General features: G+C 53.6%; 20 protein-coding genes. 9 read left to right on the plus strand and 11 right to left on the minus strand.

Going from position 1 to position 25,296, the window contains the following annotated elements:
* Nucleotides 1-2: 2 nt before the first annotated feature.
* The 3 genes from secB to SQ11_RS09240 form a co-directional block, all read right to left on the minus strand.
* On the minus strand, nucleotides 3-482 hold the full coding sequence (gene secB, locus SQ11_RS09230) for a protein-export chaperone SecB (protein WP_041513862.1): 480 nt from the start codon (nucleotides 480-482) through the stop codon (nucleotides 3-5).
* Between the two features lie 107 nt (nucleotides 483-589).
* Complete coding sequence (gene grxC, locus SQ11_RS09235) at nucleotides 590-847, minus strand: glutaredoxin 3 (RefSeq protein WP_041513915.1); 258 nt, start codon at nucleotides 845-847, stop codon at nucleotides 590-592.
* Nucleotides 848-858: 11 nt separating this feature from the next.
* Entirely contained in the window at nucleotides 859-1,266 is a 408-nt protein-coding gene (locus tag SQ11_RS09240) for a rhodanese-like domain-containing protein (protein ID WP_041513863.1), read from the minus strand.
* 344 nt (nucleotides 1,267-1,610) lie between these two features.
* Here SQ11_RS09240 and gpmA point away from each other — a divergent pair, with 344 nt between their 5' ends.
* The 4 genes from gpmA to SQ11_RS09260 all read left to right on the plus strand — a co-directional run bounded on the left by gpmA (nucleotide 1,611) and on the right by SQ11_RS09260 (nucleotide 6,320).
* Nucleotides 1,611-2,366, plus strand: coding sequence for a 2,3-diphosphoglycerate-dependent phosphoglycerate mutase (gene gpmA / locus SQ11_RS09245; RefSeq protein ID WP_041513864.1), 756 nt, complete (start codon nucleotides 1,611-1,613; stop codon nucleotides 2,364-2,366).
* Nucleotides 2,367-2,456: 90 nt separating this feature from the next.
* Entirely contained in the window at nucleotides 2,457-3,719 is a 1,263-nt protein-coding gene (locus tag SQ11_RS09250; protein WP_084226793.1) for a murein hydrolase activator EnvC, read from the plus strand.
* A gap of 37 nt (nucleotides 3,720-3,756) precedes the next feature.
* Complete coding sequence (locus SQ11_RS09255; protein WP_041513865.1) at nucleotides 3,757-5,199, plus strand: S41 family peptidase; 1,443 nt, start codon at nucleotides 3,757-3,759, stop codon at nucleotides 5,197-5,199.
* A 347-nt stretch (nucleotides 5,200-5,546) separates the two neighbouring features.
* The gene (locus tag SQ11_RS09260) at nucleotides 5,547-6,320 is read left to right on the plus strand and encodes a HesA/MoeB/ThiF family protein (protein WP_041513866.1); all 774 of its coding nucleotides are present in this window, start codon (nucleotides 5,547-5,549) and stop codon (nucleotides 6,318-6,320) included.
* A gap of 187 nt (nucleotides 6,321-6,507) precedes the next feature.
* Here the strand turns inward: SQ11_RS09260 and slmA are convergent, their stop codons facing one another.
* The 5 genes from slmA to SQ11_RS09285 form a co-directional block, all read right to left on the minus strand.
* On the minus strand, nucleotides 6,508-7,101 hold the full coding sequence (gene slmA, locus SQ11_RS09265) for a nucleoid occlusion factor SlmA (protein ID WP_041513867.1): 594 nt from the start codon (nucleotides 7,099-7,101) through the stop codon (nucleotides 6,508-6,510).
* Between the two features lie 213 nt (nucleotides 7,102-7,314).
* Nucleotides 7,315-8,202, minus strand: coding sequence for an acetylglutamate kinase (gene argB, locus SQ11_RS09270; protein WP_041513868.1), 888 nt, complete (start codon nucleotides 8,200-8,202; stop codon nucleotides 7,315-7,317).
* A 110-nt stretch (nucleotides 8,203-8,312) separates the two neighbouring features.
* Complete coding sequence (locus tag SQ11_RS09275) at nucleotides 8,313-11,564, minus strand: efflux RND transporter permease subunit (protein ID WP_232297950.1); 3,252 nt, start codon at nucleotides 11,562-11,564, stop codon at nucleotides 8,313-8,315.
* A 2-nt stretch (nucleotides 11,565-11,566) separates the two neighbouring features.
* Nucleotides 11,567-12,727 carry an efflux RND transporter periplasmic adaptor subunit gene (locus SQ11_RS09280; protein WP_041513869.1) on the minus strand — a complete coding sequence of 387 codons (1,161 nt, stop codon included), beginning with the start codon at nucleotides 12,725-12,727 and terminating at the stop codon, nucleotides 11,567-11,569.
* Entirely contained in the window at nucleotides 12,724-14,211 is a 1,488-nt protein-coding gene (locus SQ11_RS09285) for a TolC family protein (protein ID WP_041513870.1), read from the minus strand. Before SQ11_RS09285 ends, SQ11_RS09280 begins: the two co-directional genes overlap by 4 nt.
* A 239-nt stretch (nucleotides 14,212-14,450) precedes the next feature.
* On the opposite strand from SQ11_RS09285, the gene nhaR reads away from it, so the two are divergent.
* Nucleotides 14,451-15,410, plus strand: a complete 960-nt coding sequence (gene nhaR, locus SQ11_RS09290) for a transcriptional activator NhaR (RefSeq protein WP_084226794.1) — start codon at nucleotides 14,451-14,453, stop codon at nucleotides 15,408-15,410.
* 392 nt (nucleotides 15,411-15,802) lie between these two features.
* Here the strand turns inward: nhaR and htpG are convergent, their stop codons facing one another.
* Nucleotides 15,803-17,725 carry a molecular chaperone HtpG gene (gene htpG / locus SQ11_RS09295; RefSeq protein ID WP_041513871.1) on the minus strand — a complete coding sequence of 641 codons (1,923 nt, stop codon included), beginning with the start codon at nucleotides 17,723-17,725 and terminating at the stop codon, nucleotides 15,803-15,805.
* A 325-nt stretch (nucleotides 17,726-18,050) separates the two neighbouring features.
* Between htpG and SQ11_RS09300 the strand changes: the two genes are divergently transcribed.
* The 4 genes from SQ11_RS09300 to SQ11_RS16445 all read left to right on the plus strand — a co-directional run bounded on the left by SQ11_RS09300 (nucleotide 18,051) and on the right by SQ11_RS16445 (nucleotide 22,071).
* A complete protein-coding gene (locus SQ11_RS09300; RefSeq protein ID WP_041513872.1) occupies nucleotides 18,051-19,166 on the plus strand; it encodes a sorbosone dehydrogenase family protein in 1,116 nt (371 codons plus the stop codon).
* A 40-nt stretch (nucleotides 19,167-19,206) separates the two neighbouring features.
* Nucleotides 19,207-20,208: a serine/threonine protein kinase gene (locus SQ11_RS09305; protein ID WP_041513873.1), complete on the plus strand. Its 1,002-nt coding sequence runs from the start codon at nucleotides 19,207-19,209 to the stop codon at nucleotides 20,206-20,208.
* 122 nt (nucleotides 20,209-20,330) lie between these two features.
* Nucleotides 20,331-20,750: a YchJ family protein gene (locus SQ11_RS09310; protein ID WP_052494136.1), complete on the plus strand. Its 420-nt coding sequence runs from the start codon at nucleotides 20,331-20,333 to the stop codon at nucleotides 20,748-20,750.
* A gap of 568 nt (nucleotides 20,751-21,318) precedes the next feature.
* Nucleotides 21,319-22,071, plus strand: a complete 753-nt coding sequence (locus SQ11_RS16445; protein ID WP_052494125.1) for a TIR domain-containing protein — start codon at nucleotides 21,319-21,321, stop codon at nucleotides 22,069-22,071.
* A gap of 224 nt (nucleotides 22,072-22,295) precedes the next feature.
* Here SQ11_RS16445 and nuoN read toward each other — a convergent pair whose 3' ends face one another.
* Complete coding sequence (nuoN, locus tag SQ11_RS09320) at nucleotides 22,296-23,741, minus strand: NADH-quinone oxidoreductase subunit NuoN (RefSeq protein WP_041513875.1); 1,446 nt, start codon at nucleotides 23,739-23,741, stop codon at nucleotides 22,296-22,298.
* A 38-nt stretch (nucleotides 23,742-23,779) separates the two neighbouring features.
* Nucleotides 23,780-25,264, minus strand: coding sequence for an NADH-quinone oxidoreductase subunit M (locus SQ11_RS09325; RefSeq protein ID WP_041513876.1), 1,485 nt, complete (start codon nucleotides 25,262-25,264; stop codon nucleotides 23,780-23,782).
* Nucleotides 25,265-25,296: the final 32 nt, after the last annotated feature.

The following is a 25,296-nucleotide window of genomic DNA, read 5'->3' on the forward strand; positions in this document are numbered from 1 at the left end:
TTTCAGTGTGTTGTTTTCTTCTCTTCTTCCAGTTTTTCCGCCGCCGCGGCATTCATCTCGGCTTGCTGCTTCCCCTGGTGGTAAAGCGCCTCGAAATTTACCGGGCTTAAAATTACCGCGTGAAATCCGGCGCGGGTAACAATATCGGAAACGGCTTCGCGCAGGTAGGGAAAAAGAATATTGGGGCACGCAATCCCCAATACAGGATCCATTTCAGCCTCCGGAACATTACGAATCTGAAAAATGCCCGCCTGGCGCACTTCCACCAGAAACATGGTCTTCTCTTTGACCTTCGCCGTGACTGTTACCGTCAACAACACTTCATACATACCTTCGTCGATGCGCTCTGCCTTGGTATGCAGCTGTATGTTCACCTCCGGCGTCTCGCGCTCAAGAAAAATTCTTGGTGCATTTGGAATCTCCAGGGACAAGTCCTTGACATAGATTTTTTCAATACCGAAAACCGGCTGCTGGTCGCTCATGTTGGGTTCCATGTGGAGTAGTCAAAAATAGGATGTTATGGTACAAAAACCTGCACTGCGGAGATGAAAATCATTCTAAGGTCGATCAAGGTCGAGTTGTCCGGCAATCACACCGCCAGAAGCTTCATCAGGCCATCGCTGCGATCGAGCTGCGCCAAATCGTCATAACCGCCTACATGCGTGTCGCCGATGTAGATTTGGGGAACGGTGCGACGCCCGGTTTTTTCTATCATCTGAGCCCGACTGGCGGGATCCAGATCAATACGAATCTTTTCGATTTCTGTCACGCCTCTGGCACGCAGCATGCTTTCCGCTCTTATGCAATAAGGGCAATACCCGGAAGCATACATAATCACTTTCGTCATGTTGCCCTCGGTCATTTCTTCACTATCGGCAAATTCGCCTGGCGCCATGCGTCAATGCCTCCCTGAAGGTTATGCACATGCGCAAACTCCTTTTTGCGCAAAATCGAGCCGGCTTTACCCGTTGCATTAACGCCACTGCGGTGTATCAATATGACAGGCTTACTCTTGAATTTTTCCAGCTCGTGCAGGCGTTCCTCCAGCTTGTCAGCGGGGATATGTTTGGAGTTCGGTACATGGCCTGCACTGTATTCACTCCCCTCACGCACATCCAAAACCAGCGCATCCTTGTAATTGATGAGCTGAACCGCTACCAGCGTGTCTATCTCATTGCCTGAACGCCGCAGCAACGGCCATAACAACATGCCGCCACTCATCAGGGCGGCTACAACCAGGGCAATATTATTTTGCAAGAATGTCACTTCGTACTCCTTAATTTTCTCGGCCGGACAATTTTATCAGAGATGGGAATACGATGGGGTTCTCGCATGCCGGTTAACAACCTCTCGCAAAGCAATCATGGCGATATTGATCAAAATATAACCCTGACACCATGTCCATCAAACTGTGTTCGTTGGATTCAGGCAGTTTCATCAAAGCACCAGGATCGAAGGAAAAGCGGTGTCGGATTATTTATATTTATATGTAAACACTTGGAAAAATTCACGTATTTCTTGCATGCTGCGGCCACGGCCAAAATATAATAAAATGCTCTGGTATTTCAAATCGATTTGTGGAAAATCTCGTCCTTTTTATAAAGAGCAATATGAAAAACCTCATTCTCCTGCGTCATGGAGAAAGCACGTGGAACAAGGAGAATCGTTTTACCGGCTGGACGGATGTAGATTTGTCGCCCAAGGGTCTGGAAGAAGCCAGAAATTCCGGTCGGCTATTGCGCGAAAACGGTTTTGCATTCGATGTTGCCTATACCTCTGTATTGAAACGCGCCATACGCACGTTATGGATTGCACTGGATGAAATGGATCAAATGTGGATTCCCATTAATCTGTCATGGCGCTTGAATGAGCGGCACTATGGGGCGCTGCAGGGCCTGAACAAAACCGAGACAGCTCTCAAATACGGTGAAGAGCAGGTACAAATCTGGCGGCGCAGCTATGGCATCCGCCCCCCCGCACTGAAGCCGGAGGATGAGCGCTATCCAGGATTCGATCCTCGCTACCGGGAGTTGGCCAGCCAGGATATCCCATTAACCGAATGCCTGCGAGACACCGTAACAAGATTCCTGCCCTACTGGAACGAAACCATCGCTCCACAGGTCCAATCTGGACAACGCGTGCTTATTACAGCCCATGGCAACTCACTACGCGCACTCGTCAAGTACCTTGACAATCTTTCCGATCAGGACGTTCTGGAACTTAATATCCCCACCGGGGTTCCGCTGGTGTATGAACTTGATGATAATCTGAAACCTCTCCGGAATTATTATCTCGGTGACCGGGCGGAAATCGAACAAGCTCTACAGGTCGTGGCGAATCAGGGAAAAATATCATCACGCTCGTGAGCTTGCCTCTTATCCATTTCGTGCTCATACCTACATACCGATGGTTCTTCGTAGTTCAATCGTCCTCTTCCGTATCATCTTAGCGGAGGGATGACTACTTTCGGCAACGAATATCTGGACAAGTTTGAAAATTCCGCTTTTGATGGCATCGGTTCATGGCTGTGTAGGACCGGCAGGCTGCTCCCGGCTTGCGTACTGATCCTGTCGTATCCGCTTCATGCCGCTCCCAAGGTTTATAACGACGACCTGAAGCAGTTGCGCGGTCGAATCGAAACGTTACAGAAGGAGCTCGCCGACACGGAGGAGTCGAAATCAGAAGCAGCGGACGCACTGCGCGAATCGGAACAGGCAATCAGCGCTGCCAACCAAAAATTGTTTGCACTTACCCGTGCGCGGGACAAAGCCAATGACAGGCTCAGCCAGCTGCAAGCGCAATCCAGGCAAGTCACCAGCAATATCCAAGCGCAGCAGTCACGGCTGAGCCAATTGCTCTATAGGCAATATATTGGAGGCGGCGGGGAGAAAGAGTATCTGAGTCTTTTATTCAATCAGCAGGATCCCAACCAGGTTGCACGCAATCTGCATTATTACGGCTATCTCTCCCGCGCCCGACTGGATGATATCAATATCCTGCGCTCAAATTTTCAACAACTTGATGCGTTCACACGGGAAAGCCGCGAGAAGAGTCAGGAAATCGCCACCATTCAAGCCAGGCAAACCGAATACAAGAAACAACTTGAAGAGAAAAAAATCGAACACAAAAACCTGCTATCCCGAATTTCCATGCAGGCTGATCAGCAACGGCGCGAAATCAGTAAACTCAAGCGCGATGAAGAGCGCCTCACCCGTCTGGTGGAAAAAATTGCCAAAATGCTCGCGCGCAAAAAACGTACCGAGCCCCGTGCCGGATCCCTGAGTAATGACAGGCTACCGGACGCATCGACGGATGGAAATCCGTTTGCGGCATTGAAAGGCCGCCTGAGTTTACCGGTACGCGGGGAACTTGCCAATCGTTTCGGTAGTCCACGTGCTGATGGCGGGGTGACCTGGAAGGGATTATTCATACGTTCGGCCCATGGCACGGAGGTAAAAGCCATTGCGGGCGGGCGCGTGGTATTTGCCGACTGGCTGAGAGGATTCGGCAATCTTATGATTGTAGATCATGGGGGAAGCTATATGAGTCTCTACGGCAACAATGAAATCATCCATAAACAGGTAGGCGATACCATCCGCGGTGGTGATACTATCGCGACAGTGGGAAACAGCGGCGGCAACCCCGATTCGGGTTTATACTTTGAACTACGTCATCAGGGCAAACCGTTTGACCCTTTGAACTGGGTAAGAATAAAATGAACGACGCAACAAAACTGACACATGTGGAGAATGTTTAATGGGTAACAAGATGCGGCAATTCGGCTTGATTATTTTCGGCGCGGTCGCCGGTATAATGCTAAGCCTCAATTTTTCAGCTGTCGCCGACAAGGAAACCACGGAAGTCCTGCGTCCGCTTCCCGTTGAGGAGCTGCGCGCATTCACCGAAGTGTTTGGCCGCATTAAAAGCGACTATGTTGAGCCGGTTGAAGACAAAAAGCTCATCACTGAAGCCATCAATGGCATGCTGACCGGCCTTGATCCTCATTCCGCCTATCTGGATACGGATGCCTTCAAGGAATTGCAAATTGGCACTCAGGGTGAATTTGGCGGATTAGGCATTGAAGTCAGCATGGAAGACGGATTTGTCAAAGTTATCTCCCCGATCGAAGATACGCCCGCATTTCGTGCCGGCATCAAGCCTGGCGATCTCATCATCAAGCTTGATGAAACCGCGGTCAAGGGCCTGTCTCTCACCGACGCGATCAAACGCATGCGTGGCAAACCCAATACCCCTATTACCCTCACGGTGTTACGCAAGGGCGAGACCAAACCGCTGGTATTCCCTTTGATACGCGCCGTCATCAAGATCCAAAGCGTCAAGTCGAAGATAATCGAGCCGGGATATGGATACATACGTATTACTCAGTTCCAGGAGCAGACTGGCGAAAACCTCGTTAAGGCCATAGATAAATTATTCAAGGAAAGCACGGTGCCGATGAAGGGGTTGGTGCTGGATCTGCGCAACGATCCCGGAGGTTTGTTGAACGGCGCGGTTGCGGTTTCCGCCGCCTTTCTGCCGTCCAATTCATTGGTAGTTTATACGGATGGCCGTACCGATGACGCCAAGATGAAGTTGAAAGCCAGTCCCGAGTTCTATCTGCGTGATACAAAGAGCGACTATCTGAAGCGATTGCCGCCTGCGATCAAGACAGTGCCAATGATTACTCTCGTAAATGGGGGCTCCGCCTCCGCTTCTGAAATTGTAGCGGGCGCTTTACAGGATCATAAACGTTCCGTAGTCATGGGTACGCAGACTTTTGGTAAAGGATCGGTGCAAACCATACTGCCGCTAGGCAACAATACCGCTATCAAGCTCACCACGGCGCGCTACTACACGCCTAATGGACAATCCATCCAAGCTAAAGGCATCACGCCGGATATTCTTGATGAATCGGCGAAAGATGAAACCGAACGCTTACGCGAAGCCGATCTGGATAGACATTTATCCAACGGCAAGTCGAAAGAAGTCAAACCCGAAACCGAGGCGGCGAAAGTAGAACCGAAACCCGCTGTCAAGGCAACCAAACCAACGAACGGTGAAGACAAAAACAAGAAGAGCGAGCCGCCCGCGGAATTTGGTTCCAGCGGCGACTTATTGTTGACCCAGGCAATGAACTATTTCAAAGGCGGCGCGGCGGTATCGAATAAGAACCCTGATTCCGCCAAAACTGTGAACTAAATCATTGATCGAAGCCGATCTTTGAGATTGGGGGCATGCGGAAGTCCTCGGGATCGGCTCGATTATGAAGATTCACATGCGGCGCAACGCTTCGCTTATTGATGCGCTCTTCTTATTGCCAATACGGCTTGCACGCGGTCCGGCTGGCGCAAATATGATGGGGGATTCATACTTGCCCCACCTTTATTGTTATGACGGGCCACCAAAATAAGATATAGGGCACAATAAACGAAGCGTATTGTGCCGTGTGAGAACCCCATCAATCCTCTCGCCAGTTGATTATCGCGCACTCCCTCCAAGAAGCCGCTGTCGCGCCTGCTCAGAGATCCCTTAGTCGCATGTGAACAATGAACGACGACCAGCTGCTGCGCTACAGCCGCCACATTCTTTTGCCGCAAATTGGCATATCGGGGCAGGAAGCTTTAATCCGGTCGCACGTACTTATGGTCGGCGCGGGGGGGTTGGGTTCACCTGTCGCGTTATATCTTGCCGCGAGCGGAATCGGTAAACTCACTATTTGCGATAGCGACAAGGTTGATCTGACCAATCTGCAGCGGCAAATCGCGCACAGCATGGATCGCGTCGGCACACCCAAGACAGACTCTGTCAAAAAAACACTTGCGGGCATCAACCCGGAAGTCAATGTCATTGCACTGAACGAGCGCATGGATGAGCGGGGGCTGCTGCAACTGATCATGGACGCCGATGTGGTAGTGGATGCGAGCGACAATTTTCATACCCGCCATGCCATCAATCGGGCCTGTGCCCTTCGCCAAAAACCCCTCGTATCAGGCGCGATTACGCGTTTTGATGGACAAGTAACGGTATTCGATTTGCGTCAGGCAGATAGTCCGTGCTACCACTGCCTATTTCCCGAAAGTGGGGAAAATGAAGATATGCGTTGCGCAGTGATGGGAGTATTTGCCCCCCTGGTGGGTATTATCGGTTGTGTACAGGCAGCCGAAACGCTGAAAATCCTGCTCAATATTGGACAAACCCTGAAGAGCCGCTTGCTATTGCTCGATGGCCTATCGATGGAATGGCGCTCCATCAAACTGAATAAGGACCCGTCTTGCAAGGTCTGCGGCACCGATGAACGGCTGTCAACCTGCCGGACTTAAAGAATCTAAGCTACGAAGTGACTGAGTGAGGCAGATTGCGACGATTCTGAAGACCCACCATCCGAAAAAATAGATATAGGCCAGCCAAATGCTTTTGCAGCCGATTTTATTTAAGTTCGACAGGCTGCTAGGAAGCCAGTGATAGTTCGACGTGATCCGACAGAGTGGGGAGAATGGATCTTCGACATCACATCCGAGCTACTATATTTGACAATAGTTCCCTACGCTGCACCTCCCAATATTCCATCGGGTCGCGCTTGAACCCGCTTTTTGAGAACTGGTGCCAGCGCCCCGCTACATAACATATCAGCAGATTCGCTTGGGCGGAGATATCCGCATTGCCCGCAATCTCTCCTTCACTAACGGCGAAACGCAGTGCCTGTTTCAATGTGGCTTCAAGCCGGTCATGCAATTGATTGATGCGTAGCTGCAAGCGGTCATTCTCGTTTATCAGCGCGTCGCCCGTTAACACTCGCGTCATACCTGGATTTTTCTGCGCAAAACCAAGCAATAGGGATAATATTCCATCGATTTGCCGGATAGGGCTTTTCTCTTCCGCCGTCAGCCTGTTGATGAGGCTGAACAGGGTAGCTTCAATGAACTCGATCAACCCCTCGAACATTTGTGCCTTGCTGGCAAAATGCCGGTATAACGCCGCCTCGGAAACATCCAGCTTGATCGCCAACGCCGCTGTGGTGATTTTCACCGGACGGGGCTCCTCCAGCATTTGCGCGAGGACTCGCAGGATCTGATCTTTTCTTTCACCGGATTTAGCAGGCATGAAACCTCGATTCTATAACACATTCAATTTATGAATTCTGCATAACCCAGACGCTGACTGCGGGACGCGGCATCGGCTTTTGGATTCCATGTGTGATAATCAGGCGTTGACTGGTATTGATGGGATTCTCATACGGCGCAATAAATGAAGCGCGCCGTATGTAAGCGCTCCAGGAAAAGCGGGCCCAAGAACCGGTACGGACCACAGCTACCCTTAGCTCGCTTTTATCAGCGTTCCCACACCCTCATCGGTCAGCACTTCCAGCAACAGTCCGTGTTCGACCCGTCCATCGATGATGTGACAGGATTTGACTCCGCTTTTCACCGCATCCAGCGCTGAGCCGATTTTTGGCATCATGCCACCCGAGATGGTTCCATCCGCAAAGAGCTCATCCACTCTCTGTGCGGTCAATCCGGTCAATAAGTTCCCATGCTTATCCAGCACGCCGGGCGTGTTGGTAAGGAGTATCAATTTCTCGGCATCCAGAACGCTGGCCAGTCTGCCTGCGACCAGATCAGCATTGATATTATAAGACTCGCCATTTTGCCCCACACCGATAGGCGCAATCACCGGAATGAAATCGCGTGTCTCGAGTAGCGCAATCAGGGCCGGATCGATGCTTTCAATCTCTCCGACCTGTCCGATATCGATCCACTCACCAGCCTTCTCTTTATCCTGCATGAGCATCTTTTTTGCACGAATGAAGCCACCATCCTTGCCGGTCAAGCCCACTGCATGACCGCCATGGCGGTTAATGAGATTGACAATGTCCTTATTGACCAGTCCTCCCAGCACCATTTCAACCAAGTCCATTGTTTCAGGGTCGGTGACGCGCATTCCCTGGATAAATTCGCCCTGCTTGCCGACTCGCTTCAACATATCGTTGATCTGGGGTCCGCCGCCATGAACGATCACGGGATTCATCCCCACCAGTTTCAGCAGCACGACATCGCGGGCAAAACCCCGCTTGAGATTTTCCTCGACCATGGCGTTGCCGCCATATTTGATGATTATCGTTTTACCGTGAAAGCGCTGAATATACGGCAACGCTTCAGCCAGGATTTTGGCTTTGTCTTTTGCGGAGGATGGAGACAAGGACACGATTCTTCCCTATGAATTTTTGAGCATATTATTCTGAATCCGCCAATTCAGCACGGATTCAGGATTATGCCAGAGATCACGGGCGCAAAAAATTCTCGATCACAAACAAATCACGCGCCGGGAGTTTGTGAACTCCTAGTGAATCTCGCACGTATTCTGGCGAGTAAACCGGGGCGATGGCTGGTCTCTTTGGCGATGTCCTGGTCAGGTGCACCGGCGAGTGGCTGAGCAGTACCCTTGTCAGCGACATCAGGCATTGGATCAAAATATCGATACAGCATCGGCACCACCACCTTCGTCATGACAGTCGCGGTAATCAGCCCGCAGATCACCACGATGGCTAGCGGCTTCTGCACCTCGGAGCCGAGGCCTGTGGCAATCAGAAATGGCGCCAGGCCAAGGATCGTAGCTGCCGCGGTTATCAGCACGGGTCGGAAGCGCGCCTCGCAACTGGTTTTCACCGCGTCAGCCACACTTAGCCCCTGCTCGCGCAGCTCCTTGATAAAGGAAATCAACACCACGCCGTTCAATATGGCTACGCCCCACACCGCGATGAAACCCACCGATGCCGGTACCGACAGATATTCGCCAGTGATGAACAGCCCGATAACACCGCCGACGGAAGCAAACGGCAAAGCCGTAAAGATAAGCAAAGCTAGCTTGACGGAATTAAACAGCATGAACAACAGGAAGAAAATTGCGGCGAAAGTAATCGGCACGATCACCGCGAGCGTTGCCATGGCGCGCTCCATATTCTCGAATTGCCCGCCCCAGACAAAATAATAACCGGAGGGCAGTTTGACTTCCTTCGCGGTACGCTCCTGTAATTCGGCAACGAAACCGCCAAGATCGCGATCATGTACGTTGGCACCGACCACCACGCGGCGTTTGGCGTACTCGCGCGAAACGATCGCCGGGCCGTCGATGACCCGGATGTCTGCCACCGCGCTCAGCGGCACCAGTACGCCGCCGCGAGCCATTAGACCCTCGGGCCCGGCGTTGCCGGGAGGGCGCAGCAAGAGGTCGCGGATCGCCTCGACATCGTCACGGAATTGCTCGGGAAAACGCAGCAGAAGCGTAAAGCGCCGCTCGCCCTCGAACACTTGGGTAACCGCCTTGCCGCCAATCGCCGTCGCAATCAACTCATTCACATCGGCAACATTGAGACCGTGACGGGCAATGGCGCGGCGGTCGATGTCGATGGTCAATTCCTGCTGGCCCGACAAGCGTTCAATGCGAAGATCGCGCGCACCACGCGTCGACTTGACGATGCGCGCCACCTGCTCGGACAATTTGCGCAACTCTTCCAGATCGTCACCGAAAATCTTGACCGCGACCTGTGAGCGCACCCCTGTTACCATCTCATCCACCCGCTGCGCGATCGGCTGCGATAGTGCGATATTCACGCCGGGCAGCACCGTCAGCGCCTTGCGGATATCTTCTTCGATCTCCTGCTGGGTCCTGTCCGATCCGTCGAGATCCAGAGAAGCAATGGGATCGGATTCATTCTGCGACGCCGGGTCGGCGGGTGATTCGCCCCGGCCCAGCTTGGATACCACGGACACGACTCCGGGTATCTTGGCGATCAGCTTCATCGCTTCCGTTTCCAGTTTGATCGCTTCTTCCAGGGAGATCGAGGGTACGCGGATGATCACGGGCGTCACCGCACCTTCCCGCATGATGGGAATGAAGGATTTTCCCAGAAACGGATACAGGCCGACCGCCAGTAACAAAGAACCCACCGACACCATCGCCGTGGCCTTCGGATTCCTCAGCGCCAAATAAAGCAGGCGTAAGTAAAGAGACTTGAGGATGGCCACAATTTTAGTGTCTTCCTCGCCCCCTCCCTTCAGGGCATAGTCGCATAGCACAGGCGACAACAGCACCGAAACAACCAGCGCTACCAGCAGTGCAATGGAAATAGTGACGGCAAGCGGGCTGAACATCTTGCCTTCCATGCCCTGCAGCGACATCAGCGGTAAGAACACGAGAACAATGATGATGATGCCGTAAATGACGGGTGCGCCCACCTCGGCTGCCGCCTTGGCAATTGTTTCGCTTTTCGGCTCGTCACCGGTGGCGTGGCTTAGGCGCAAAAAGATATTTTCCACCACCACTACGGTGGGGTCGACCATCAGTCCGATGGCGATCGTCAGCCCTCCCAGCGACATCAGGTTGGCTGGAATGCCCAGGTAGTTCATTATCATGAACGTGACCAGCGGCGTGATGATAAGTGTCGCGCACACAACCAGGCTTACGCGCAGGTTACCCAGGCAGATAACCATTACCAAAATGACGAAGACCAGCGCTTCGATCAATACGCGGTATACCGATGCCAGCGCGGCATCCACCATGACGGTCCGATCATAGAAAGGGACGATCTGGAGTCCGCCCGGCAACAGATTGCGCTCGTTGATCTCGGCAACCTTTTCCTTTACCCGTCCGACTATTTCCTTGGCATTGCCGCCGCGCAACATCATCACGATGCCGGTGACCGACTCGGTATAACCGTCCTTGATGCTGGCTCCCAGGCGGACCTCCCCGCCGAACTGTACCTGGGCGACGTCGCGCACGTATATCGGTACACCATCCAGTTCTTTGAGCACGATATTGCGGATATCATCCAGCGTGCGGATCAGGCCGACGCCACGGATCAGGTATTGCTCCGCATGCAAGGGCAGTATGTTGCCGCTGGAATTCGCATTGTTGCTGGCAATGGCCCGGTCGACCGCCGCCAAGGTCAGGTCATAGTGACGCAGCCGGTTCGGGTCGACCAGCACCTGGTATTCCTTGACATGGCCCCCGATGGAATTGATCTCCGCCACACCCTGGACCGAACGCAGCAGCGGTCGCACCACCCAGTCCTGGATTGTGCGCCGTTCAGTCAGCTCCTCGACGGTTAATGCGCGCTGGCCGTCGTCGGGATGATCGATCGTGTATTGATACACCTCGCCCAAACCGGTGGATACCGGTCCAAGCACTGGCGTGATACCCGGTATCAGCCGGGGCGATACCTCAATCAGCCGTTCCATCACCAGTTGGCGCGCAAAGAAAACGTCGGTCTTGTCGGTAAACACCAGGGTGATAAGCGACAATCCGCTCTTGTTCAGGGAGCGCATCTCCACCAGCCCCGGCAGGCCGGTCATGGCGATTTCCACCGGCACCGTAACCAGCCGTTCGATCTCCTCCGGACTGCGCCCGATCGCTACCGTGGCAACCTGCACCTGGATATTGGTCACATCTGGAAAAGCATCGACCGAGAGATTCTTCGCGGCAAAAATGCCTCCGGCACACAGCGCAAGCGCCACCACTACCACGACAAGGCGTTGCCTGAGCATGACGCGCACGATGGAGGCAAGCATGGCTACTCCAGTTCGGCGAGCTTGCGCTCGTTGTCCAGATGAAAGGCGCCATCCACCACGATCTTCTGATCGATCGTAACTCCGTTCAACACGGGATACATGTCAGCAACCTCGTGACCCAATTCGACAGGTATTCGAAGGAACCGATTATTGCCCTGAGCCAGGAATACATAGTCGCGGTTGGCCTCGCGTACTACCGCGGTTTCCGGCACTACCAGGCTTTTATGTGCATTGTCGGTAATGTGCATGGTGGCCAGCATGTCGGGCTTGAGCTTGCGCTGGGGATTCTCCACCATGGTGCGCACCATCACGGTACGGGTCAGCGGATTCACCGTATCGGCAACGAATATGATAAGACCATCAAGGCTTACGTCACCCAAAGCCGGAACATGAATTTCCACATGCTGACCGACTTGCACATTACGTGCGATCTGCTCCGGCACATCGCCCACCACCCAGACCGAGGAAAGATCGGCTACCCCGAACAACTGGTCGGCCGGCTGCACCACCTGACCGATGATGACGCTCCGCGCGATAATGATGCCGCTTCTCGACGCATTGATGGTAACGGAAGGCAGGATATGGCCCCGCTTTGCCAGTTCTGCCACTACAGTGCTATCCACTCCCAGCAGGCGCAGTTGATCCTTCGCCGCCTCCAGTTCGGCGCGGGCAACTTCCAGCTCCGATTCGCGCCGTTCCACCTCTGCGATAGCGATCACGTCAGCGGCCAGTAAGTGTTGGGCACGCTGGGCCGCTTTTTCGGTCAGTACAGTCCGTGAAAATGCACGCAAAAACGCCAGTTGCGCCTGGGTCAGTTCTGGGCTGGTAATACGCGCCAATGGCTGTCCGGCGTTAACGCTATCACCCAGCATGACGTATAAATCGGTAATACGCCCCGTCACATAGGACCCGATGCGCACCAGCCTCTCTTCGTCCACTTCGACCTGGCTTGGAACCTGCAATTTATCGGCGAGATCGACCATGGTGGGTTGACCGATCTTTATGCGTGGCACCATTTCTGGCCTGATCGTGATACTGTTTACATCCTCCTGTTCTTGCTTGACCGCTTTTTGGGGAGACGCAGTTTCCTCGTTGCTACTGCATCCAGCGTTAAGCAGCACAACAATGACGACAGCACCGGTAATGCGCATTATTTTTTTCATTCGGCACCTTGCTCCCTGGGATAATAAGCCCGTAACCGGTCAATTTCGGCGGCGGCGGCCTGTAGATCAAAGCGTGCCTGCAGCGAGTCCATAAGAATCCCCCGTAGAATACGTTGGGTGTCGAGCACATCGATCAAGGGGCGCTCGCCAAAGCGATACGCCGCCTGGGCGATCTGCAACGCGTTCTCGGCTTCCTTGATGATGCCGCCTTCGAACATCTCCACCCTGCGACGCGCAATCTGCAAGGCCTGCCAGGCGGATTCGAATAACTGGCCGATTTCGTAACGGCGGAATTCCAGGGTTTCCCGCGCCCGCGCCGAATCCGCCACGGCCGCGTCGATCTCTCCGCGGCGGCGGTAGAATATCGGAACGGTTACGTTAAACCCGGCTGTATTCGACGTGTACTGGGCTTCCTGAAAATTGCTGAGCAAAATCTGTACCGATGGTAAAACCGAGGCGCGCTCCAGATCGATTCGCTGGAGCGCGCGGTTCTGCTCCGCTTCCAGACGCCGTACATCCGGATTGACAGCGGGCACTTCCTCGCGCAACTCTTCCAATGGAGGCAGGTTTATTGGATCGAACAGGGATGCGTTTATCACGAAATCCGGCTTCAGGGCGCCCGCGGTGAATTGCATGAGCGCAACGCGCGCGCGCAGCGCGCCTAGCTCCGCCGCCTCTTTGCGGCTGGCCGCGTTCAGCACCTCGGCGTCGGCCCGGACCAGCTCGAAGCGCGCGGTTTCGCCCACACCCACGGCCACGTTGATGCGGCGCCGCACTTCCTGCATCAGATCGAAGATGCCTCCCTCCATGCGGGCGATTTCCTGGCGCAGCAGCAGTTCATAGGCACGCACCCGCAATTGCGCTGCCAAGTCCGCGCGTACCTGATGATAGCTGGCGCGGCTCGCGTCCACACCCGACTCCGCCGCGCCAATGCGCGCGCTGCGCACATAGGGATTCTCGATCCTCTGGGAAACTGTGGCAACGCGATGATTCGTGGCCGGATTAGCCGCCGCGATGCGTGGATGTTGCGGCCCGCCCGAGAGCGCTACTTCCGGGTTGGGGTAGGCTGCGGCGCCGATGACGCCCGCCTCGGCAGCGTCCACCTGGGATCGTGCCGCGCGCACCAGCCCGTTGGCCTCCAACCCCACTCGCTGCAAGGCTTCGATCGAAAGCGCCCCGGGTGGCATGGGGGCGGAAGCGGCAGCGGAGGGTAAAGTGAAAGGAGGTATCTTATCGAAACTACTCCCGCCAACGGGCGGCGGGGTGGAAGGTGTCCGGACTGAAGAAGGTGCCGGGGGCGCCGGAACAGCCGGTGTTACGACAGATGGCTCAGTAATCAAAGGTAGTGCGGGAGGCGGCAGGCTATCCGATAGGGAAGTCGCGGGCGCAGGTCCAAAAGTGGGCGAGTCTTGAGCTGAAACAGCGGTGAACGGCGAGATGAGAACCAGGCTCAGCAAGATGCGAAAGCGGGGTGATATTTGCATCTACTACCTTTTTTATATTTCTGAAAGAGATGAAACTCGCTTCAATCGCTGCAAGTAAGAGCACTGATATTCAAACAGATGACCAGGCACTATTCAACATAAAAAACGTCAACTAAAGACAAACATGGCCATTAATTTTAACCCAGTCTAGAATAAAATTTGCATCAATAAAAGTAGTATCTAGCTGATAATATAATCGATATTTACGAACTATTATCACACATTGTATTGTACATGCCATGCTTAATTACAAACAGTTACATTATTTCTGGGCTGTTGCCAAGGCAGGCAGCATGGTCCGGGCGAGCGAGCGGCTGCATCTCACGCCTCAGACCTTGAGCGGTCAGATTGGGCTCCTGGAGGAAACACTGGGGGTGGCGCTGTTTTTGCGTGTGGGACGGCGTCTTGAACTCACCGAAACCGGCCGGCTCGCGCTTTCCTATGCCGACGAGGTCTTCCAGATCGGAAACGAGCTGGAAGAAGCGCTGCGTAGCCGTCCTGAAAGCCGCTCCATTCAACTTCGCGTAGGCGTCGATGATGCGGTACCCAAATCTATCGCCTATAGGCTACTGACGCCGGCAATATGCCTCGACGAACCGGTGCGGATCGTCTGCCGGGAAGACAAGCTGGTGCGTTTGCTGGTGGAACTGGCAATTCAGCGTATCGATCTGGTGCTTGCCGACCGGCCCATGCCCGCCGGTACAAATGTGAAGGGTTACAGCCACAAACTTGGGGATTGCGGGATCACTTTTTTTGCCGAGCCGCGGCTGGCAGCGCAATTCACGGATCAATGGCCGCAAATCCTGAATGTTGCCCCGTTACTCATTCCCGGCAAGGAAGCCGCGGTGCGAATACCACTGATGCGCTGGTTCGAGGCCCACCAGATTCGGCCGCATATCGTGGGCGAGTTTGACGACAGCGCACTGATGCAGGCTTTCGGGCAAGCCGGCACCGGTGTTTTCATGGCACCCTCGGTGATCGCCGAAGAAGTGCGGCGGGAACATGGCGTGACCATTCTCGGTCATACAAACGAAGTCACCGAGCAATTCTATGCCATTTCGATGGAACGCCGACTCACGCATCCCGCAGTGGTGGCCATCAACGACACCGCCCACCGGGAACTGTTCGCCAACCTGGACACCCAATTGCGCCCTTCGGGGGAAGCCGTCGCCCGTGCTACTCGTTCAATAAGAGGATGATTTCAATCCAGATCATCCATCAGGAAGGACACGAGATGATGGTAGGCAGGTTGCGAGACGGTTTTACCGGTTCGGGGAGGCTATGGCTGGGGTCTATGGGGAACAAGCGGCCACACTGATCGCCAGCACTTGTAGAAGCTTGGAAAACCGCTTAATCGATTATCTGCGTTTTAATAGAAATATGCCCATGAACCATTCGCAATTAGACGCCTGTGGGGATGGGTGGAGCCAAGCGCAACCCATCAAAACCGCATAACATATCAAAACATAGATACATCAAGACATGATCTGGTGGCGGTTTGGCAAGGGGGGTGAATAACCCGGTGATGAGCTGCGCTTGCTCCACCCATCGCTGAGAGCCGTTGGCGGCGGGTTTTTCTCCACCCTCACGCCTATCTTCCGTCTGAAGTCGTGAGAAAAAGCAACTCATTGATCCTTTTAACAAAACCAGCTGGATCTTCAAGCTGACCGCCTTCAGCCAGCAATGCCTGGTCGAACAGGATATGACTCCAGTCGTCGAAATGTGCCTGTTCTGACTTTAGGCGCTGTACCATGGGATGATAAGGATTAATCTCCAGGATTGGTTTGGTGGGATTTACTTTCTGCCCCGCGGATTTTAGCAACCGTTCCAGATTTCCACTCATATCGTGGCTATCTGCCACGAGGCAAGCGGGGGATTCGGTCAGGCGCAACGTAACACGCACATCCTTTACCTGCTCGCCGAGCGTACTCTTTATTTTCTCGGTAAGTTCCTTGTAGTCACCCGCTTCTTTCTCCTGCTCTTTCTTCTCTTCTTCGTCTTCCAGTTTTCCAAGATCGAGACTGCCCTTGGCCACGGATTGCAGCGGCTTACCCTCGAACTCCGTCAGATTGGCAACCAGCCATTCATCCACGCGTTCGGACAGCAGTAAAACTTCTATGCCTTTCTTGCGGAAAACTTCCAGGTGCGGACTGGTTCTGGCCGCCTTGAGGCTATCGGCGGTGACATAATAAATTTTCTCCTGCCCTTCCTTCATCCGCGCGATATAGTCGCTGAACGACACCGTTTGTTCATCTGTATCGGCATGGGTGGAAACAAAGCGCAACAGCTTGGCAATGCGTTCTCGATTGGTGTAGTCTTCCGCCACGCCCTCTTTGAGGACTTGGCCGAATTCCTTCCAGAAAGTTTTGAACTTGGCTTTTTCATCTTCCTGCTCGCTTTGCGTCAGATCTTCGAGCAGCCCCAATACCTTTTTCACCGCACCGGCCCGTATGGCCTCGATATCTTTTGATTCCTGCAATATTTCGCGCGAAACATTCAGCGGCAAGTCATTGGAATCAATCACGCCGCGCACGAACCGCAAATAATTCGGCAGCAGCTGTTTCGCATCATCCATGATGAATACCCGCCGCACATAAAGCTTGATGCCGTGACGCGGCTCACGATCGAACAAATCAAAGGGAGCACGCGACGGAATGTAGAGCAGCTGGGTATATTCCTGTTTACCTTCCACCCTGGCGTGAAGATAAGCCAGCGGCGGCTCGAAATCATGCGCCACATGCTTATAGAACTCTTCGTACTGCTCCGGCGTGATGTCGCTTTTGGCGCGTGCCCAGAGTGCGCTCGCCTGATTGACCGTCTCGTCTTCATCAGTAATCGTGTTTTCGTTCTTTTCTTGGGACCACTCCTCTTTTTTCATCAAGATGGGCAGCGTGATATGGTCGGAATACTTGCGAATGATGGTGCGCAGCCGCCAGCCGCTGAGCAAGTCATCTTCACCTTCGCGCAAATGCAGAATGACTTGCGTGCCGCGATCTGTTTTCTCCACCGTCTCGAGCGTATAATCCCCCTCACCGCCAGACTCCCAGCGGACACCGTGTTCAGCGGTCAAACCGGCGCGGCGGGTGGTGAGCGTGACTTTGTCCGCGACGATGAACGCAGAATAAAAGCCGACGCCGAACTGGCCGATCAAATGCGCATCCTTGGCCTGATCGCCGGTTAAAGAACTGAAGAATTCTCGGGTACCCGACTTGGCGATGGTACCGATATGATCGATGACTTCTTGCCGGGACATGCCAATACCATTATCGGCGATAGTGATGGTGCGGGCCGCGGCATCGTAGCCCACGCGAATCTTCAGATCCGAATCCGATTCATACAGCGCTCCATCGGTTAATCCCTCGAAGCGCAGCTTGTCGGCGGCATCCGAAGCATTGGAAATCAGTTCGCGTAAAAAAATTTCCTTGTTACTATACAAGGAATGAATCATCAGATTGAGCAACTGTTTAACTTCAGTCTGAAAACTTAGATGTTCTTTGGTAGCTGTGGCTTGCATGGGTTTCCTCCTAAAAAAATGCAATAAGACAATGAGGGCGGATTGGCGGTTTTCAAGTTGTCCTGCTTAAAAATCGCCCAAAAAGCGCTCCAGAACGCAATTTTCTTACTTTTATCCAGATGATCCATTAGGACGCGAAATGATGGCGAGGCAGGTTGCGAGACAGTTTTGACGATTGGGAGACGTCCATGGCCTGGTCCATGGACACCGGGCAAGCAGCGGAAATGGCCGCAAACTGATCGCCAGCGCCCGCGTAGGCTCGGAGAGCCGCCTGATGGATCCACGTTGAATTTATGGAAAACAAAAATAACCCGGAGTTCCAGATATGTTCGCTATAAAAATATTCACCCGTTCTATCATGCTTTGCCTGTTTTGCTGTATCTTCCCTGCCGCCGCAGAATACCAGAATCGTGCGTTGCCACTGGATAAGATCAAACTGCCGGCCGGATTTTCCATTGATGTGTGGGCGGAAGTCCCCAATGCGCGCGGACTGACGCTGGGAAAGAACGGCACGGTATTTGCCGGTTCCAAGGATGCGGGAAATGTTTACGCTATCACGGACAATGGCGGGACACGTCAAGTCAGAACCCTTGCCAGCGGACTTAATTCGCCGCTGGGAGTGGCGTTCCGGGATGGCGCGCTCTATGTCTCCGCAGTCGAGCGCATTCTGCGCTTTGACGGAATCGAAGAAAAACTCGACCAGCCGGGAAAACCAATAGTCATCACCGATAGTTTTCCCACTGAAAAACACCACGGAGGAAAATTCATTGCTTTTGGCCCGGATGGTCTGCTATATGCCCCGGTAGGAGCGCCCTGCAATATCTGCGAACCCGATCCGGAGCGTTTCGCATTGATCGCGCGCCTCAAGCCGGACGGTACCGATCATGAGGTCTATGCATATGGCGTGAGAAACACGGTGGGGTTTGATTGGCACCCCGAAACGAAGGAACTCTGGTTCACGGATAATGGGCGCGACTGGATGGGTGACAATCTGCCGCCCGATGAGCTTAACCGCGCACCCAGAAAAGGGTTGCACTTCGGCTATCCCTATTGCCACGCGGGCGATATCCTTGACCCCAAATACGGCGCAAAGCGCGATTGCGGCAAGCTCACCGCCCCCGTGGCCAAATTCGACGCGCATGTTGCTCCCCTGGGGATGCGTTTCTATACTGGCAACATGTTCCCGCCAGAGTATCGCAACAATATTATTATTGCCGAGCACGGCTCTTGGAATCGCCGCAATAAGGTCGGCTACCGGCTTCAGTTCGTGCAGATAAAGAACAACAAAGTAGTCAAGCAGGAAGTGTTCGCCGAAGGTTGGCTGGAAAAGGAAAATGTATGGGGAAGACCGGTAGATGTGCTGGTGATGCCCGACGGAGCATTGCTGGTATCCGACGATTATGCGGGAGTCATCTATCGCATCAGCTACAAGAAATCCTAGCGCAGACGAAAAACCAAAGTGGCATCGTTTTGAGCATTTAGTGTTAACACCAGCAAATAGCCCGCCTCCACAGGATTTCTCCACGCTCTCGCCCGATTGCGTGTTGAACGCGCTGGAAAGCATGGGCTTCCGCAGCAATGGCTGCATGCTGGCACTCAACAGCTATGAGAATCGCGTCTACCAGATCGGCATGGAAGAAGATGCGCCACTGGTGGCGAAATTCTATCGTCCCGAACGCTGGACGGATGCCGCCATACTCGAAGAACACGCCTTTGTATGGGAACTGGCTGAGCGCGAAATACCTGTCGTGCCACCGTTGATGCTGAATGGAATAACGCTGCAGAGTTTCGGGGGATTTCGCTTCGCCGTATTTCCAAAACACGGCGGCCGCGCGCCCGAGCTGGAAGACCGCAACACGCTGGAATGGATGGGACGCTTCATGGGACGTATCCATGCTATCGGCGCACTCAAACCGTTTCGCGAACGCCCCACGCTGGATATTGCGAGCTTCGGTGAGCAGCCGCGCGATTATTTGCTCGCGCATGAATTTATTCCGGCTGATCTCGATGCGGCCTATCGCAGCGTGGTGAATCAGGCGCTGGACGGCGTACGCCACTGCTTTGCACGGGCGGGCGGAGTACGCGCATTGCGCCTGCACGGCGACTGCCATGCGGGCAACGTGCTGTGGACGGACGAGGGCCCGCACTTCGTGGATTTTGACGACAGCCGCATGGGGCCGGCGATACAGGACTTATGGATGCTGTTGTCGGGTGAACACGCCGACAAGGTACGACAATTAACTGATGTGCTGGCCGGATATGAGGACTTCTGCGACTTCGACGAACGCGAATTGCATCTGGTCGAGGCGCTGCGCACCCTGCGCCTGATCCATTACGCGGCGTGGCTCGCGCAGCGCTGGAACGATCCTGCCTTCAAGCAGGCGTTCCCGTGGTTCAACACCCAGCGCTATTGGCAGGATCGCATCCTTGAATTGCGCGAACAGATCGCACTGATGGACGAACCGCCGCTGTGGCAGGCGTAACGGTTATTACCACGGTGCACGGAACGGCTACTGGAAAAAATATAACGAAAAATAGTTAATCGTTTTCTGAGGTTTATACGGATACGAAAATGATGCCTTGCCCCTGCGGCGGTGCTGCGTTAATGGCGAAACTGCCGGAAACCCGCGGCGGCACCGAAAGATACGCCGGCTGCTGCGGCCGCTATCTGGATGGCGTCGAAACCGCGCCCACTGCGGACGCATTGATGCGTTCGCGCTACACCGCGTACACCCTCGGGCGGGAAGATTACCTACTGGCAACCTGGCATCACACTACACGTCCGGCATCACTTGACCTGGGAAGCAACCCGACCCGCAAATGGCTGGGACTGGAAGTGAAGCGCCATGAACAGCCAGAGCCGGATCACGCCATGGTGGAGTTTGTCGCGCGCTATAAGGTAGGGGGCCGCGCGCATCGTTTGCATGAAATCAGCCGCTTCGTACGCGAGGCCGGACAATGGTTCTATGTGGACGGCGATAGCGTTGGAGGTCTGAGGAAAAGGAATAAACCAGCCGGTCAATAGGTCAGAAGCGCAGCATCCCCTCCTGAATCGTTACAAATGCTCAAGGCGTCATTGACGCAAACGTAATCTACGGTAAAGTTGTCGCGACTCTTCTTCCTTGAATGTATCGGCGACGTCACACATGACACCGTGCATCTCGACCGGTTGCCCAACATGCTCGAAGCACTCGGTCAAACCCTGGCTGCTTTGACCTCTACGGGTAGTAAGTCGATAAATACTGTATGACTTAGTTGGGCCAAATCGGACTGTCAGATCTAGTAAGTTTTTGAGGCTTAGCCGCAGGCCAGTTGGGATAAAAGGCGACGTTGTTACCAATTGTTGCCAAATATTCTCGCAAGTAAATTAACTCTCCCTCATTTTTCTTGATTGGAGCCGTTAGAGCTGCTAGTGTTCCGATCCATGTTGATGATGAGAGCCTCAACTGTTCATCATTTTGAGTCGTACGAGTCGGACTACAAACAGACAGTGGAGAAAGTCTATGCATAACCCATCGATCAACGAACCGTCAGAAAGCTTCGTGTTTGACGATCCGTTATTTCAAATGTTGCAGAGCTCATAACCCCACGAAATGAATACGTTTGCTCAAAAAATTGATGAACTTATTTCTGCTGGTCACAAAGTAAACAGTTACCAGTCGTATTACAGATGGTTAAGCCGAGTTACAGCCCTATTAGCAGCGGCGATCGACAGCCAAGCTGCTGCCGCGTTCAAGGAATTAGCTGGGGATGATTTGAGTGTATTTTGGCCTGGCTATCGCGATAGTCAAATTGGTCATCTCGAAGGTATGGCCCTGCGCATTGAAGCATCCGGCCTGCAGCAGGCGAAGATAGAACACTCGAATGCAGCTGGCAGTCGCCAAACTCCCATATCTACCAATCGTGTATTTCTCGTGCATGGACATGACACAGGTACTAAGGAGTCAACGGCAAGATTTGTCGAGCGCTTAGGACTCGACCCGATCATTCTTCATGAGCAGGCAAATGAAGGGCGGACCATTATCGAAAAGTTTGAAGCATATTCCGATGTGGGGTTTGCTATTGTTCTAATGACGCCAGATGATGTTGGTGCGAGCGTTAAGACGCAAGACAAACTGTTCTCTCGTGCAAGGCAAAATGTTGTTTTGGAACTCGGCTATTTCACCGGTCGTTTGGGACGAAGTAAAGTTTGCGCGTTGTTCAAGCCAGGAATCGAGATTCCCTCTGACTTTCACGGTGTTCTATTTCTTGAGCTTGACGAACCGGGTGCGTGGAAGCCAAAGCTAGCAAACGAATTGGTCAAAGCAGGAATGACGATTGACGTGCAAGCTCTTCTGCCGGGGTGATACACTCTAACCGAAACCCACGCAGACGAGAGAATCAAAACGTTATCGGGAAACCGGAGAATCAACGATCAATGATCAATCAATGGGGTCAGACTCGATTGATATTGAATTGTTCCGACCGTCTATCGACACCTTTGGCCGCAGGCTCCAACCGTCTCTTCAATTTCTCTTGAGTACTTGACTTGAATCGGTCATTTCCCATACCCAGCTTTTGTTTGCTATAGCTATATGGATTGCTGAATAGCGTAGGCGCACAATGCCATCAGCGCCTGGGGAAAAAGGCCGAATGCCAATATCGCCAGGCCATTCGCGCTTATCAATAGCTTAACGTCACTCTCCGGCAGGAGAGGCGCATCGGTTTCGGGCTCATCGAAATACATCAGTTTAACGATACGCAGGTAATAAAATGCCCCGATCAGCGAGAATAGCACTGCCACCACCGCCAACCATATGTAGCCGGCACTCAACACCGCCTGCAGCACCGACAGCTTGGCATAAATCCCCACCGTAGGCGGAATGCCGGCCATCGAGAACATCAACAGCAGCGTAATAAACGCGTACCACGGGTTGCGCCGATTGAGCCCCTTGAAATCGTCGAGTTTGTCGGCTTCGAACCCCTCACGCGACAGCAGCATGATCATGCCAAATGTGCCCAGGGTCATCAATATGTAGACCACAATGTAGAACATGGATGAACTGTAGCCGTTCTCATCGGCGGCGATAAAGCCCAGCAGCATGAAACCCATGTGCGAGATGGTGGAATATGCCAGCATGCGTTTGATATTAGTCTGCGCAATAGCGGCGAGATTACCGATCATCATGGACATCACCGCCAGAATGACCAGCATCCCCTGCCAATCCGCCACCATTGCTCCCATGCCTTCCACCAGCAGGCGCATCACAAAACCGAACGCCGCCAGTTTCGGCGCCGCGCCGATAAACAGTACGACGGCCGTGGGCGCTCCCTGATAAACATCTGGTGCCCACATGTGGAACGGCGCCGCGCTCAACTTGAAACTGATACCGGCGACGATGAATACAAGACCCACCACCAGCACCGCATGATTAAGCGCGCCTCCCTGTATCACTTCCGTTACGCGAGCAATGTTAAGCGAACCCGTCGCCCCGTAAATCATGGACATGCCATACAGCAGGAAACCGGAAGCCAGCGCGCCGAGGACGAAAAACTTTATGGCCGCCTCGGTTGCCGCCGCCGAATCGCGTCGCAATGCCACCATGGCGTATTGCGATAACGACAGGAGTTCCAGTCCCAGGTAGAGCGTCAGGAAATGACTGGCGGAAATCATCACCATCATGCCCAGCGTGGCAAATAGCGCCAGACTGAAGAACTCGCCGCTGAGCATGCCGCGTATCGAAATATAGGCGCGTGAATATACCAGCACCGTGGATACAGTGATATATACCAGCATCTTCAGTATGTCGGCCATGGCGTCGTCCACGAACATGCCCGAAAACGTAGAAACGACGCCGGGCACGGAAGTGCCAAAAGTGATCAGCGCACAGCCGAGCAGCGTAATTTGCGACAGCAAATAAGCAACATAGGGCTTTTTCTCACCCCATGCGATATCGGCCAGTAACACCACGCATACCATGACCAGAAGAAATATCTCCGGGTAGGCGGGGGCGAAATCAGGCTGCATAAAATTCATTTAATATCCTCAAACAGGCAAGGCTCGTTTCATTTGCATTACAACTTGCTGCGGGCGACATGCGCCAGCAGATCGTCCACCGTGGTATGCATGACTTCTGTGAATGGCGACGGATAAAGGCCCATTCCCAGTACCGCCACCGCCAGTACCGTCAGGATCAGGATCTCGCGTCCGTTGATATCCCTCAGCGCTTCCACACCGGGACTCGCAACCGCGCCAAATACCACCCGTTTGTACATCCAGAGCGTATAGGCCGCACCGGTGATAAGTGTGGTGGCGGCGAGGAATCCATACCAGAAATTCACCTTGATGGCGGCCATGATGACAATGAATTCGCCGACAAAACCGCTGGTTCCGGGTAATCCCGCGTTAGCCATGGCGAATAGCATGAAGAACGCGGCAAATACCGGCATTTTGTTGGCAACCCCGCCATAGTCGGCAATCTGGCGTGAATGCAGGCGGTCGTAGAGCACTCCCACGCATAGAAACATGGCACCCGAAATAAAGCCATGCGAAATCATCTGCACCATCGCGCCTTCGAGTCCATAGGCATTAAACAGAAAGAAGCCGAGCGTAACAAATCCCATGTGCGATACCGACGAATAAGCAATGAGCTTTTTCATGTCCGCCTGTACCAGGGCGACGAGTCCGATATAGACCACCGCTATCAATGATAATACGATCATCATGGTCGAAAGATGCTGGCTTGCATCCGGCACGATCGGCAGGGAAAAACGCAAAAAGCCATAACCGCCCAGCTTCAGCAATATTGCCGCCAGCACCACCGACCCGCCGGTTGGCGCCTCCACGTGCGCATCCGGCAGCCAGGTATGTACCGGCCACATCGGCACCTTCACTGCAAACGCCAGCAGGAAGGCGACAAATATCAGGATCTGCGGGGTCAGCGGCAGCGGCAGCTTATGATAATCCAGTATCGAGAAGCTGCCGCCTGAAACCTGGTAGAGGTAAATGAATGCCACTAGCATCAACAGGGAGCCCAATAGCGTGTAAAGAAAGAACTTGATCGCTGCATACACGCGGTTGGGACCGCCCCAAACGCCAATGATGAGAAACATCGGGATCAGCGAAGCTTCCCAGAAGATGTAAAACAGAATCGCGTCGAGTGACGAGAACACGCCATTGACGATGCCTGACATGATAAGAAACGCGCCCATGTATTGAGACACTCGTTTGCTTATCACCTCCCACCCTGCGATTACCACCAGCGGTGTGGTAAAGCAATTCAGCAAGATCAGCGGCATGGCGATGCCATCGACGCCGAGATGATAATGGATGTTGAAGCGCTCAATCCAGGCGTTGTGTTCCACGAACTGCATGGCGTTCATTAACGGGTCAAACTGGGTATAGAGCGGAATCGCCACCAACAAGCCGGCTATCGATCCAACCAGTGCAAGCCATCTTGCCAGTTGGGCATTACGATCGCCACCCGTGGCGAGCACGCCAATGCCGGCAAAAATGGGCAGCCAGATGACTAGACTTAACAGGGGAAGGCCAAACAACATGTCTATTCCGTTTCTTTATTCATTAGCGCGTA

The organism is Nitrosospira sp. NpAV, assembly GCF_000832065.1.
GTDB lineage: Bacteria > Pseudomonadota > Gammaproteobacteria > Burkholderiales > Nitrosomonadaceae > Nitrosospira.

Excerpts from the sequence above, each read along its gene's own strand:
- secB (WP_041513862.1), bottom strand. The coding sequence starts at position 482 with ATGAGCGACCAGCAGCCGGTTTTCGGTATTGAAAAAATCTATGTCAAG.
- grxC (WP_041513915.1), bottom strand. The coding sequence starts at position 847 with ATGACGAAAGTGATTATGTATGCTTCCGGGTATTGCCCTTATTGCATA.
- gpmA (WP_041513864.1), top strand. The coding sequence starts at position 1,611 with ATGAAAAACCTCATTCTCCTGCGTCATGGAGAAAGCACGTGGAACAAG.
- SQ11_RS09250 (WP_084226793.1), top strand. The coding sequence starts at position 2,457 with ATGACTACTTTCGGCAACGAATATCTGGACAAGTTTGAAAATTCCGCT.
- SQ11_RS09255 (WP_041513865.1), top strand. The coding sequence starts at position 3,757 with ATGGGTAACAAGATGCGGCAATTCGGCTTGATTATTTTCGGCGCGGTC.
- SQ11_RS09260 (WP_041513866.1), top strand. The coding sequence starts at position 5,547 with ATGAACGACGACCAGCTGCTGCGCTACAGCCGCCACATTCTTTTGCCG.
- slmA (WP_041513867.1), bottom strand. The coding sequence starts at position 7,101 with ATGCCTGCTAAATCCGGTGAAAGAAAAGATCAGATCCTGCGAGTCCTC.
- SQ11_RS09275 (WP_232297950.1), bottom strand. The coding sequence starts at position 11,564 with ATGCTTGCCTCCATCGTGCGCGTCATGCTCAGGCAACGCCTTGTCGTG.
- SQ11_RS09280 (WP_041513869.1), bottom strand. The coding sequence starts at position 12,727 with ATGAAAAAAATAATGCGCATTACCGGTGCTGTCGTCATTGTTGTGCTG.
- SQ11_RS09285 (WP_041513870.1), bottom strand. The coding sequence starts at position 14,211 with ATGCAAATATCACCCCGCTTTCGCATCTTGCTGAGCCTGGTTCTCATC.
- nhaR (WP_084226794.1), top strand. The coding sequence starts at position 14,451 with ATGCTTAATTACAAACAGTTACATTATTTCTGGGCTGTTGCCAAGGCA.
- htpG (WP_041513871.1), bottom strand. The coding sequence starts at position 17,725 with ATGCAAGCCACAGCTACCAAAGAACATCTAAGTTTTCAGACTGAAGTT.
- SQ11_RS09300 (WP_041513872.1), top strand. The coding sequence starts at position 18,051 with ATGTTCGCTATAAAAATATTCACCCGTTCTATCATGCTTTGCCTGTTT.
- SQ11_RS09310 (WP_052494136.1), top strand. The coding sequence starts at position 20,331 with ATGGCGAAACTGCCGGAAACCCGCGGCGGCACCGAAAGATACGCCGGC.
- SQ11_RS16445 (WP_052494125.1), top strand. The coding sequence starts at position 21,319 with ATGAATACGTTTGCTCAAAAAATTGATGAACTTATTTCTGCTGGTCAC.
- nuoN (WP_041513875.1), bottom strand. The coding sequence starts at position 23,741 with ATGAATTTTATGCAGCCTGATTTCGCCCCCGCCTACCCGGAGATATTT.
- SQ11_RS09325 (WP_041513876.1), bottom strand. The coding sequence starts at position 25,264 with ATGTTGTTTGGCCTTCCCCTGTTAAGTCTAGTCATCTGGCTGCCCATT.